The sequence below is a fragment of the Pseudomonas fluorescens genome (assembly GCF_902497855.1).
GTDB classification, from domain to species: domain Bacteria; phylum Pseudomonadota; class Gammaproteobacteria; order Pseudomonadales; family Pseudomonadaceae; genus Aquipseudomonas; species Aquipseudomonas fluorescens_BI.
In genome coordinates this window covers 1-11,384 of the sequence record NZ_CABVHU010000040.1, presented here as the reverse complement: position 1 = coordinate 11,384, position 11,384 = coordinate 1, and the positions used below count along the sequence as shown (strand labels likewise).

The 11,384-nt window shown below is 60.5% G+C and carries 11 protein-coding genes; 4 read left to right on the top strand and 7 right to left on the bottom strand.

All coding sequences use genetic code 11. From position 1 onward, the window contains the following. From F8N96_RS34625 to F8N96_RS34605, 5 genes are all read right to left on the bottom strand, one after another. A partial coding sequence (locus F8N96_RS34625) for an aldehyde dehydrogenase family protein (RefSeq protein ID WP_150801615.1) occupies positions 1–529 on the bottom strand: 529 nt, incomplete at its 3' end. A gap of 75 nt (positions 530–604) precedes the next feature. Continuing rightward, the gene (phnX, locus tag F8N96_RS34620; protein WP_150801614.1) at positions 605–1,432 is read right to left on the bottom strand and encodes a phosphonoacetaldehyde hydrolase; all 828 of its coding nucleotides are present in this window, start codon (positions 1,430–1,432) and stop codon (positions 605–607) included. 39 nt (positions 1,433–1,471) lie between these two features. Further along, positions 1,472–2,815 carry an MFS transporter gene (locus F8N96_RS34615; RefSeq protein WP_150801613.1) on the bottom strand — a complete coding sequence of 448 codons (1,344 nt, stop codon included), beginning with the start codon at positions 2,813–2,815 and terminating at the stop codon, positions 1,472–1,474. 270 nt (positions 2,816–3,085) lie between these two features. Further along, positions 3,086–4,252, bottom strand: a complete 1,167-nt coding sequence (locus F8N96_RS34610) for a 2-aminoethylphosphonate--pyruvate transaminase (protein ID WP_150801612.1) — start codon at positions 4,250–4,252, stop codon at positions 3,086–3,088. A gap of 213 nt (positions 4,253–4,465) precedes the next feature. After that, complete coding sequence (locus tag F8N96_RS34605; RefSeq protein ID WP_150801611.1) at positions 4,466–5,857, bottom strand: FAD-dependent oxidoreductase; 1,392 nt, start codon at positions 5,855–5,857, stop codon at positions 4,466–4,468. 136 nt (positions 5,858–5,993) lie between these two features. On the opposite strand from F8N96_RS34605, the gene F8N96_RS34600 reads away from it, so the two are divergent. Continuing rightward, the gene (locus tag F8N96_RS34600) at positions 5,994–6,869 is read left to right on the top strand and encodes a LysR substrate-binding domain-containing protein (RefSeq protein WP_150801610.1); all 876 of its coding nucleotides are present in this window, start codon (positions 5,994–5,996) and stop codon (positions 6,867–6,869) included. Positions 6,870–6,960: 91 nt separating this feature from the next. On the opposite strand, the gene F8N96_RS34595 is transcribed toward F8N96_RS34600, so the two are convergent. Together F8N96_RS34595 and F8N96_RS35985 are read right to left on the bottom strand one after the other, a co-directional pair. Next, entirely contained in the window at positions 6,961–7,746 is a 786-nt protein-coding gene (locus tag F8N96_RS34595) for a helix-turn-helix domain-containing protein (protein ID WP_150801609.1), read from the bottom strand. Between the two features lie 18 nt (positions 7,747–7,764). Next, positions 7,765–7,863, bottom strand: coding sequence for a protease modulator HflK N-terminal domain-containing protein (locus tag F8N96_RS35985; RefSeq protein ID WP_109413299.1), 99 nt, complete (start codon positions 7,861–7,863; stop codon positions 7,765–7,767). A gap of 15 nt (positions 7,864–7,878) precedes the next feature. On the opposite strand from F8N96_RS35985, the gene F8N96_RS34585 reads away from it, so the two are divergent. The 3 genes from F8N96_RS34585 (at position 7,879) to F8N96_RS34575 (ending at position 11,133) form a co-directional block, all read left to right on the top strand. After that, positions 7,879–8,694, top strand: coding sequence for a carbon-nitrogen hydrolase family protein (locus tag F8N96_RS34585; protein ID WP_150801608.1), 816 nt, complete (start codon positions 7,879–7,881; stop codon positions 8,692–8,694). 124 nt (positions 8,695–8,818) lie between these two features. Then, complete coding sequence (locus F8N96_RS34580) at positions 8,819–9,928, top strand: polyamine ABC transporter substrate-binding protein (RefSeq protein ID WP_150801617.1); 1,110 nt, start codon at positions 8,819–8,821, stop codon at positions 9,926–9,928. 83 nt (positions 9,929–10,011) lie between these two features. Next, positions 10,012–11,133, top strand: a complete 1,122-nt coding sequence (locus F8N96_RS34575) for a P1 family peptidase (protein ID WP_150801616.1) — start codon at positions 10,012–10,014, stop codon at positions 11,131–11,133. Positions 11,134–11,384 lie beyond the last annotated feature (251 nt).

Here is an 11,384-nt window from a genome sequence, read left to right as displayed (position 1 = left end):
GGGCGAGTTTCCAGGCGGCCATCAGGATCGGGAAGTTCCACGGAATGATCTGCCCGACCACGCCCAGCGGTTCATGGATGTGATAGGCCACGGTGTTGCCGTCGATCTCGGCGGCGCTGCCTTCCTGTGCACGGATGCAACCGGCGTAGTAGCGGAAGTGGTCGGCGGCCAGCGGGATGTCGGCGTTGAGGGTTTCGCGCACGGCCTTGCCGTTGTCCCAGGATTCGGTGATCGCCAGGACTTCCAGGTTCTGTTCGATGCGGTCGGCGATTTTCAGCAGCACTAGCGAGCGCGCCTGGACGGACGTGGCGCCCCAGGCATCGGCAGCGGCGTGGGCAGCGTCCAGGGCTTTTTCGATGTCTTCGGCGCTGGAACGCGGGAATTCGGCAATGGGTTGGCCATTTACTGGCGAAGTGTTGGTGAAGTACTGACCTTTGACAGGCGCGACGAACTCGCCGCCGATGTAGTTACCGTAACGGGACTTGAAGGAAACGATGGCACCGGGCGTGCCAGGGTGGGCGTAGTTCATGGTGGCGTTCTCTTGTTGTTCTTGGTCGTGACCGTCCTTGGGACGGCCACTGTCAGTTGCACAAGCTCTACGGGGTCAGGAGCCCTGAGGGGTTTCTCCACGTGCCAGGCGGGCATTGATGTCTTCGATCACCGCCGGCAAATCAACGATGGTGTCGATCAGGTAGTGCGGGCGAGAGCCTTCGAACATCTTGATGATGCGTGCGCGTTCTTCGCCCAGCTTGTCGGAGGGCAACGCCTTGTACAGGTCATAGGTCAAGCCCAGTGCATTGCCGGAGCAGGTCAGCGCGACGGTCCACATACCCGCGCTCCGACCTTCGAGAATACCCGGCCAGGTGTCATCGACTTTCACGCAAGCGGCGACGTCGCTGATGCCCAGCGCAATCACGTTGGCCAGGGCCTGGGCCGGGTGCGGGCGTCCATTGGGCACTTCGTCGGTCGCTACCACATGGTCGGCGACATAACCGTTCTTGCGCGCCAGCTCTACGACTTTTTCCATGACCACGGCCGGGTAGCCTGAGCAGGAGCCGATTTTCAGACCCTTGTCGCGTAAGCCGTTGATGGTGTCGAGCGCACCGGGAATCAGCGCCGAGTGCAGGGCGATCTTTTCGATCTGCAACGGCATGAAGCGCTCGTAGAGGGCGGTGACATCATCATCGGTTGGCAACCGGCCGAAGACGGCATGGTAGCGGTCGGCAATCTGCGGCTCGTTGCACAGCGTGCGGATGTGATCCCATTTACCCATGCCCATCGGCCCGCGAGCTTCTTGCAGAGAGACTGCAACGCCGAACTCGGCAAAGGCTTCGACGAAAATCTGAGTCGGTGCGAAAGACCCGAAATCAACGACGGTGCCCGCCCAGTCCAGAACCACGGCTTGCAGTTGAGTAGGTTGCTTGTAATGCATGGTGATTGCTCCAGTGATGGGTAATTTGTTAATTCGGGTTCAGGAATTGGTGCCGACAATGACCGGTTGCACCGCAGGCGAGGTCAGCTCTATGTTTTCCAGCGTTTTCGGGCGGCTGTTCCAAAATGGCACCAACATCAAGCTGGCCAACAGGGCGGCGCCGGTGAAGACGAGGAACACGGTGATGGTGTCGAAGTACCCCGGCAGCAAGCCGCCGAGGACCGCGCCTACCGAACCGCAACCGTTGACGAAGCCCGCGGCGGAGGCCGCTCCATCCTTGCTGCCGAAGTCGATCGCAGCCGAGCCGCTGATCATCGAGTCCGGCCCATAGAGCGTCAGACCCATCATGAACAGCAGGCCGACCACCATGTAGAGACTGCCACTCTGCATGGCGGGCACGAACAGCCCCAGGCAGACAGTCAGGACCACCAGGCTGAGAACGCAGACCGGTATACGACGAGCGCCGAAGTACTTGTCCGAGGCGATACCGATGAGGATCGGACCGAGCAGGCCCGCCAGTTCGAAAGAGGTGGGGACGATGGCGGAAGCCACCTTGCCGATCTCGGGCATGCGTTCGTAGATAATCACCGGGCCCCACAGGAGGATGGCGTAGCGCGCCGGCTTGAGCATGAAATAGGCCAGACCGAGAACCAGAACGGTTCGATTTTTCATCACCGTGCGCAAGCCCGCCCACATGCTTTCGCGCGGCACCACGACGTTGCTGACGGGTTCGATCTCGATCTCGACAGGAGGCAGGCCGACGTCTTCTGGCCGGTTGCGTTGCAGGAAAAAGAACAACACCGCAATCACCAGTACCACCACAGCACTGCTGATGAACGCGATGCGCCAGTCGTGGTAAGCGTTGTAGGCCCACCAACCGGCAAACGGTGTGGCCACCAGACCGCCAAAGGCGTAGGAGGTACTCCAGTAACCCAGCACGCGGCCACGTTCACTGGTGCTGAAGAAACTGCCGACGTTCTTGCATAGACCTGACCAGCCGGTGGACTGGGCAAGGCCCTGGATCAACATGCAGGAGGCGAAAATCGGCAAGGTGGCGTAGGTACCCATCAGCAGCGCGGCCAGCGCTGAGATCACGAGCCCGCTCAGTACCACGACCCTCGGCCCGAAACGGTCAGAGAAGTTGCCCCAGAGAAACTGTCCCACGGCATACGCGGTCAGGTAGAGGGCATCGAGATTGGCCATCATGGCTTTTTCGAGCATGAAGTCCGGGTCTTCGCCAATGCCCAGTTTGGCGACAGAAAACGCCTTGCGGGTGAAGTAGAAGCCGGCATACGCCACCCAGGTGATGAGAAAAACTTGCACGCGCCAACGCTGGAGCGATTTCCAGCCGGTTGCGAGAGGACTTGTAGCATTCTTGTTCATGGTGTTCTGATCCCGTATGTGGTGCCAGACAGCGCAGTCATTGGTTTTGTTTTTGTTTTCGGTACAGAAAATCTGTCCACGCACACGACATCGATTGGATGGCAGTGAGATGGCATCAGGCTTTAAGTATTCAATTGACGCATTCGCTGACGCCTGCCTGGCTCTGCCTGGCGATAAGTCATCGAATCCATGTTCTAAAAAAGATCCCTGTCTACAGGTGCTACCCATTGCACCTGTGCTCGAATTGACAAGGACCTTTAACGGGGGCGGTCAGCCTGCCGGCAGTTGCATGTCGACGTTCATCGCCACAAGACTGTCGGCGATGGCGCGTAGCAATTGGTGGACGATGTATTCGTCGATCTGGCCGATGCAGCCGATACGGAAACTGTCGGCTACGGTCAGTTTGCCGGGGTAGATGATGAACTGGCGGGCCTTGAGTTCATCGTAGAAGCGCTTGAACTCAAAGTTCGGATGTTCCGGGCTGAAGAACGTGGTGATGATGGGCGACAGCCAACGGTCCTCGAGCAATGTTCTGAAGCCAAGTTCGCGCATGCCTGCGACCAGTACATCGCGATTGCGGGTGTAGCGTGCCAGGCGGCCATGCACGCCGCCTTCGGCATTGTGTTGCTCCAGGGCTTTATGGAAGGCTACGACGCTGTGGGTCGGTGGAGTGAAGCGCCATTGGCCCGTGCGCTCCATGTACAGCCACTGCTCGTAGAGGTCGAGGCTCAGTGAATTGGCGCGGTTTTTGGCGGCCTCCAGCACGGAGCGGCGGATGATGACGAAACCGAACCCCGGAATACCCTCGATGCATTTGTTGGCGGAGGACACCACCACGTCGAACGCTATTTCATTGACCGTCAACGGCACGGCTCCGAAGGAGCTCATGGCATCGATGATCAGGCTCTTGCCATGGGCCTTCACCACGTCGGCGATTTCGCGCAGCGGATTGAGAATGCCGGAGCTGGTTTCGCAATGGACGAGGAAGACGTTGGTCACGTCCGGGTTGTCCCTGAGCAGGGCGTCCACTTCCTCGGGCTGCGGCGGCAGGTAATCCCCTTTGTCCAGGGTAATGAACGCGCGGCCGAGGTACTCCAGGGTCTTTGTTGCGCGTTGGCCGTAGGCGCCATTCATCAGCACCAGCGCTTTACCGTCGCGAGGGATGGCCGTGGCTAACGCAGCCTCCACCGAATAGCTGCCGCTGCCTTGCAAGGGCACACAGGCGAAGCTGTCGTCCTGTACCCCGGCCATGCTGAGCAAGCTCTGGCGAACGTCAGCAGTGACTTGATTGAAGGCAACGTCCCATGAACCCCAGTCACGCAGCATGGCTTCCTTGGTGGCTTTGGAAGTGGTCAACGGGCCTGGGGTCAGCAGGTAGGGTTCACCCAAGGCTGGGGTGGCCAGCGCCTGTGTGGTCGGAAATTCAGCTTTGGTCATGATCTTCTCCGGCGATGTTGTTTTTGTAAGGAGTGATGCATGGGCCAATAAAACCATTCGCCGAAAAATAACTGAAATCGATTTATCACATGTCAATAACAAGGTGAGCTTATAAGTGTGAATGTTGCTTCCACGCAGAAAACCCCACCTGGCCACGAGCCGGGTGGGGTGTTCTGCGGGTGCGCGTTGAAGTGCCGTTGGATGACCGATACGTTACCCTTTGTCGGACTTGCCGGCCGCCGCGGCGAATTTCGCCAGACGCACATCCAGTCGACGGGGGCGCAGGTTGTGGTCCTCGGCATGCTCCTTGCGGCGAATGGCGTTGCGCACCATCAGCGAACCCAGGTAGCGGATCGGCTCCGGTGGGAAATGGCCGAGCGGACCTTGCACCAGCGGCGAGCGTGTCCAGGGGTTGTCCACCCCCAACACCAGCGATGACAGGATTTGCCCTCCCATATGACAGGGACCGACACCGCTGCCGGAATAGCCGAAGCCATAGAAGATGTTGCCGCTGGCGCCCATACGGCCAAAGAAAGGTAGCCCGGTGACGGAGCGATCGGACGGGCCATTCCACGTGGCGGCGATGTCGACATCGGCAAAATCTGGAAAGAACGCCGCCAGGGTGTTGCGCAACAACCCTTTATAGGGCGAAGGCTGGTTGAAGACCGGCAGGATGCGCCCGCCGTAGGCGAAGGTGTTGCCACCTTTGCCGAGCATGATCCGGCCGTCCGGGGTGTTGTGGTAGTAGTGCACGAAAATGCGCGAGTCGAGTACGGTGACCCCGCTGGTCAAGCCGATGCGCTCGAGCAGGTCCGGTCGCGGCTCGGTGATGATCATGTCGCTGGAGACGATGGCCACCGAGCGCGAAAATTCTGGAAAAGCCCGCGCCATCCAGGCGTTGATCGCCAGCACCACGCGATTGGCGACGACTTGCCCGCCCGGCGTATTGATGGTGGCTGGCAGCCCTTGTTCCAGGCCGGTCATCGGTGAACCTTCGTAGATTCGCACGCCAAGTTCGAGCGCGACCCGGCGCAGGCCACGGACCAGCTTGCCCGGCTGCACGCTGGCCGCCGCTGGCGAGAACCAGCCTTCGATGTGCCGGGTCGAGCCGGCCATGCGTTGCAGGTCGGGCAGCGGGCATCGTGAAAACGAGTTGATGCCATTGCGTTCCAGCGCGGCGACCACGGCATCGGTCGAACCCTGTTGAGCCCGGTTGGTGGCGGTATAGAGGGTGCCGTCGAGGCGATAGTCGGCATCCACGGCATACTGGCGACAGAAGTCGCCGATGGCCCGGATGCTGTCTTCCGAGGCCTTCACCAGGCGCACCGCTTCGGCTTGCCCGAACAAACGCTCGAGCGTGAAGTACTTGGCCGACCAGGACAGTGCGCAGCCGCCATTGCGCCCACTGGCGCCGGCACCGCAGATGTCGGCCTCGACGATGACCACGTCCAGCTCGGGGTTCTGTTCCTTGAGCATGATGGCCGTCCACAAGCCGGTATAACCGCCACCGACTATGCAGACATCGGCGCGGGTGTTCTGCCGCAGCGGCGGACAGGGCGTATCGGACTGGTTTTTCAGGGCCTGGTCGAGCCAGTAGGGTCGCATGGGGGGGCATCTCCGTGGGTCGGTTCGGGGCAGGGGTCAGGCGACTTGCGAAAACCATGCTTGCAGTTCATCGTTTATAAATAAAATCGATTTAACGTATGAACAAATAAGTTGAACCTATGGCAAGGCGACCCCGATGACTATTTCCCATACCCAGCTCAAGGCTTTCCACGCCGTAGCAGTGAACGGCAGTTTCACGCGCGCGGCCGAGCAGCTCTGCCTGTCTCAACCGGCGGTGTCCGATCAGGTGCGTAAGCTCGAGGATTACTACGGGGTGATGGTGTTCTACCGCGACAAGCGTCTGGTGCGCCTGACTGAAGTGGGTGAGCGGTTGTTCGGCCTGACCCGGCGCCTGTTCGATATCAGTGTCGATGCCCACGACATGCTGATGGACTACCGCACCCTGTCGACTGGCACCTTGAACCTTGCCGTGGACGCGCCGGTGCATGTGTTGCCCTATGTCGCGCGCTTCTGCACTCGCTATCCCGGTGTCGATGTGAAGATTGAAACGGCCAATACCGATGAGGTCCTGCAGCGGTTGTTCGGCCACCAGGCAGACATTGCCCTGCTGGGGCGCAGCGTCGACGATGACCGCCTGCAGACGCTGCACCTTCGCAGTGACCCGATGCTCGCCTTCGTCGCCCATGACCACCCCTGGGCACAACGAACATCCATCTGCCTCGCCGATCTGGACAACACGCCCCTGGTCTTGCGCGAGCAGGGCTCGGTTACGCGCCTGTCCCTGGAGGAGGAAATGGCAGCAGCGGGCTTGCGCATTCGCAAGGCCATCGAGGTGGAAGGGCGTGAAGCGGCGCGCGAGGCCGTCGCGATCGGTATGGGGGTCGGGGTTGTCTCGGCGGCCGAGCTTGGCTCTGATTCGCGGCTCTGCGGATTGCCGATCATCGATAGTCGGCAGCGCTTCACCGAAACATTGGTTTGCCTGCGCGCACAGAGTTCCCGACGCATCCTGACGACCTTTTTCGACATGGTTCGAGAGGCGGTGGCCGAGTGATGTGAGCCCAGGCAGGCGTTCGTCCGATGTGGACGCGAGGCTGCGACGAAGCCGGTTGTCTGGGCGCTGGCGCCATCATGAAACGACGCTTTCAGCTCTGCGCGTTCAGAAACAGAGAGAACAGCTCGGACTGGGATTTGATCCCGAGCTTGCTGTACATGTGCTTGCGGTGGACCTTCACCGTCTCGGCGGAAATCGCCAGCTTGCGCGCGATCTCCTTGTTCGAGCAGCCGCTGAGCATCAGCTGGCCGACTTCGAGCTCGCGGGCGGACAGCGGTGTGTCCAACTGCTGGTCAGTGGCGTCGAGCCAGTTCTGCCAGCGTGGCGTCGGCGCAGGGGCCTGCTCCAGCACCTCCCGCTCGAATGCCATGCGCTGGCGCATCAGGGCGGCGACCCAGGGCTGGACGAGTGTGAGCAGGGCAGTCTGCTCCGGACTGAAGGGGGCCTCGCTGCCCAACGACAGGCTGAGGGTGCGTTCCGGGTCGAGCTGGACGTTGATGTGGACTTCGTCGGCAACGATATTGAGGCGGAAGTAGCGTTGGTAATAGTCGGTCTGCTCGAAGCACTCCGGCGCCACGTCCCCTAGCCAGAACAAACCGTTCTGCGGCGCTTCCCGGTTGGCCAGGTAAAAGGGATCGAGCAGATACAGGCCTTTGAGGTAATCCTGAAAGAGCGGGTCTGGCCCGCCATCCTTGCCCGGGCATTCGGCGAGTACCTGCGGACGACCATTGCTGAAAATCAGCACGACCCAACTGTCCACCGGGATGTATCGGTCCAGCAGACGCACCAGGGCCAGCCAGAAACCAGGCCGGTCCAGTGCCTCGATCAGCTTGCCAACCGCCTGGTGCCAGGCCATGTCCTGCAATGTAATGCTCACGCTTCTACCCATACGGGGTTACCCCATCGATGTGATTACTTTCCGTTTTACGGCTCTCCATACTTCATCCAGCCCTGGCGGGTGCTGTTCAGTATGGCGATTGCGAGCCCACAACATGCGAAAGGATCACCGATGAAGATTGAACTCGTACAACTTACCGGTCGCGATGGCGATACCGCTTATAACCTGAAGCGTACCTTGCAGGCCATCGCTACCTGCGCAGCGGATACCGACCTGCTGATATTTCCAGAGACCCAATTGATGGGGTTCGCCAGCGCGCAACAGCTCGCCGAAGTCGCCGAGCCCCTGAACGGGCCGAGTGTGCAGGCCGTGCAGCGCGCCGCCCGCGAACGGAACGTCGCGGTGGTGGTGGGCATGGCCGAGAACGACGGCGGCATCTTCTACAACACCTCCCTGCTGATCACGCCACAAGGGATCGCCTTGCACTATCGCAAGACTCACCTCTGGCCGTCGGAGCGCGGCCTGTTCCAACCGGGCGACCGCTATGCCACTGCGCTCTGGAAGGGCGTCCGGGTCGGCCTCCTGATTTGCTACGACATCGAGTTGCCGGAAAGTGCTCGAGCCCTCGGCCAACTCGGCGCCGAGCTGATCCTGGTCACTAACGGCAACATGGATCCCTACGGCCCTGTCCATCGGACCGCGATCATGGCTCGCGCTCAGGAAAACCAGGCATTCGCGGTGATGGTGAATCGAGTCGGCGACGGCGATGAAGGCTTGGTGTTTGCCGGTGGGAGTGCAGCGATCGATCCCTTCGGGCGAACGTTGTTCGAAGCAGGGCGCACAGAGTGTCGGCAGGTGGTAGAGCTGGATCTCGACTTGCTGCGCACCGTCCGCCGCGACTACGACTACCTCAGTGATCGCCGCCTGCTCCTGATCGGCGAGCAGGTCGAGCACAGTGATGGTCGACGTGAACTACTGATCCCCTGAACCAGGCGCGAGGGGTACCCCAGCGTTCTGATTCGATGTTGACCCAGCCACAACAATAATTCACACACTAACAGGAGCAGTGCTCGTGTCCCTGGACCCGACGCCAATGCTCTGGAGCATCCCGATGAAAGCGACTCGCTACATGCCATTCGTCCTGGCCACGCTGTTCAGTGTCGGCCTGACCTGCGCCCAGGCCGACGAGCCTGCCAAATCCAGCGTGCACATCTACAACTGGTATGACTACATTGCCCCGAACACGATGAAAGACTTCGAGAAAGAAGCGGGCATCAGCGCTGTGTACGATGTGTTCGACAACAGCGACGTCATGCAAAGCAAACTGATGGCCGGCCGCAGCGGCTATGACGTAGTGGTTGCCAGTGGTGACCTGCTGCCGAACCTGATCAAGGCGGGTGTGCTGAAAAAGCTCGATCGCTCGAAGCTGCCCAACTGGTCCCACCTCGACCCCGACATCCTCGCCAAGTTGCAGAGCAACGATCCCGGAAACAACTATGCGGCCCCTTATCTGTGGGGTACCACGGGCATCGGCTATGACGCGGACAAAGTTAGATCGATACTCGGCCCGGAGGCGCCCGTCAATTCCTGGGACCTGATTTTCAAGGAAGAAAACCTGGCCAAACTGAGTCAATGCGGTGTGGCCATGCTGGATGCCCCCAGTGAGGTCATTCCCATCGCCTTGCACTACCTTGGACTGCCTTATAACAGCCAGAACCCCGAGGATTACAAAAAAGCCCAGGCACTGCTGCTGAAGCTGCGTCCCCATATCGTCTACTTCGATTCTTCCAAGTTCATCTCTGATCTGGCCAACGGCAACATCTGCGTCGTGCTGGGCTGGGCGGGTGGGGTCGCCGATGCACAAAAGGCCTCTGAGCTGGCTGGCAACCAACGCAAACTCGTCTACAGCATTCCTCGCGAAGGCGCCCCGGTGTGGGTGGAGAGCCTGGTGCAGCTCAACGATGCACCGAACCCGGAGCAAGGGCTGGCGTTCATCAACTATATGTTGCGGCCCGAAGTCATCGCTGAATCCTCCAACTACCTGAGCTATCCGAACGCCAACAAGGATGCCACCGCGCTTGTCGAGCAGAAAATCCGCGACAACCCGGGTGTGTATCCGTCCAGGCAAGTGTTGGACACGTTGTTTCCGCTGGAACCACTGCCGCTGAAGATGGAACGTGTGCGCACCCGTGCCTGGAACACGGTCAAGACCGGCGCTTGATGGCCAGACTCCGCCCCGCTGATGACTGGCCAAACCCCTTCATGAAGCACATCAAACAAAAGAGAGACATCATGAAAGTGACGATGAAACCACGTGCCCGTGACCTGAACATCCGGTTCGGCCAATTGCAACCCGGTCCCCTCAATGCCATCACCGATGTGCCCGGCGTACGCGTCGGCCACAGCAATGTGCGAGGACGCACCGCCAACGGCCGCGACATCCTGACCGGTGTCACTGTTATCGAACCGCGAGCGGGTTCCACCAGCCAGCAACCGTGCTTTGCCGGCGTCCATGTGCTGAACGGCAACGGCGACGCCACAGGCCTGGAGTGGATTCGCGAGGCCGGCCTGTTGACCAGTCCCATCGCCTTCACCAACACCCACAGCCTGGGCGTGGTGCGCGATGCGCTGATTGTGCTGGACCGGGAGCAGCAGCCGGATGACGGGCGCCTCTACTGGAACATGCCGGTGGTGCTGGAAACCTTCGACGGCCTGCTCAACGACATCAACGGCTTCCATGTGAAACCTGAACACGTCGCCGAAGCCTTGGGCTCCGCGGCGGGCGGGGCGGTGACCGAGGGTGCGGTCGGCGGCGGCAGCGGCATGATCTGTCATGAATTCAAGGGCGGCATCGGCACCGCATCACGGCGTCTGAGCAGTGCACAGGGCGGTTGGACCGTTGGCGCCATCGTCCAGGCCAACCACGGCATCCGCAACGAACTGCGCGTCGACGGCTACCCGGTCGGGCGCTACATGGAACAGGCCGACTCGCCGTTCCTCAAGGCGTCGCTGCCGCACCCGGGCATGGGTTCGATCGTCGTGTGCCTGGCCACCGATGCGCCGTTGCTGCCCCATCAATGCACGCGCCTGGCACAGCGCGCCAGCCTCGGCCTGGCCCGCACTGGCGGCGGCAATGAAGACCATAGCGGTGACATCTTCATCGCCTTCGCCACCGGCAATGACATGCCGCCGGCCGCTTATGAAAGCAAGCGCGCGCCGACGACCGATAACCTGAGCATGGTCAACAACGACCACATCAGCGAGTTGTTCCTGGCCGCCACCGAAGCGGTGGAAGAAGCCATCATCAATGCCTTGCTGGCCGCCGACACCGCCGAAGGCAACGGCCATGCCGTGGCGGGCCTGGATGCCGAGACGCTGCTCAACGCCTTGCATCAGGCCGGCTGGCCGGGAGCGGCGAATGACTGATCGAGCGGTATCGGGAAAATAACTTTGGAAGGGGGGTTGACCGGGTATTTTAATACTGTACTATTCGCCTCCCGCTAACGAGTGATCGGAAGCGCAAGTGGTTGAAGTTTAAAGAGAAATCTAAAAAACTTCTGAAAATAACCGCTTGACAGCAGCAGAGGAAAGCGTAGAATGCGCGCCTCGGTTGAGACGAAAGATCTTAACCAACCGCTCTTTAACAACTGAATCAAGCAATTCGTGTGGGTGCTTGT

Bases quoted from the DNA above. Each gene is read 5' to 3' on its own strand.
- F8N96_RS34605 (WP_150801611.1), bottom strand. From the start codon at position 5,857: ATGCGACCCTACTGGCTCGACCAGGCCCTGAAAAACCAGTCCGATACG.
- F8N96_RS34600 (WP_150801610.1), top strand. From the start codon at position 5,994: ATGACTATTTCCCATACCCAGCTCAAGGCTTTCCACGCCGTAGCAGTG.
- F8N96_RS34585 (WP_150801608.1), top strand. From the start codon at position 7,879: ATGAAGATTGAACTCGTACAACTTACCGGTCGCGATGGCGATACCGCT.
- F8N96_RS34580 (WP_150801617.1), top strand. From the start codon at position 8,819: ATGAAAGCGACTCGCTACATGCCATTCGTCCTGGCCACGCTGTTCAGT.
- F8N96_RS35985 (WP_109413299.1), bottom strand. From the start codon at position 7,863: ATGTTGTGGGCTCGCAATCGCCATACTGAACAGCACCCGCCAGGGCTG.
- F8N96_RS34575 (WP_150801616.1), top strand. From the start codon at position 10,012: ATGAAACCACGTGCCCGTGACCTGAACATCCGGTTCGGCCAATTGCAA.
- phnX (WP_150801614.1), bottom strand. From the start codon at position 1,432: ATGCATTACAAGCAACCTACTCAACTGCAAGCCGTGGTTCTGGACTGG.
- F8N96_RS34610 (WP_150801612.1), bottom strand. From the start codon at position 4,252: ATGACCAAAGCTGAATTTCCGACCACACAGGCGCTGGCCACCCCAGCC.
- F8N96_RS34615 (WP_150801613.1), bottom strand. From the start codon at position 2,815: ATGAACAAGAATGCTACAAGTCCTCTCGCAACCGGCTGGAAATCGCTC.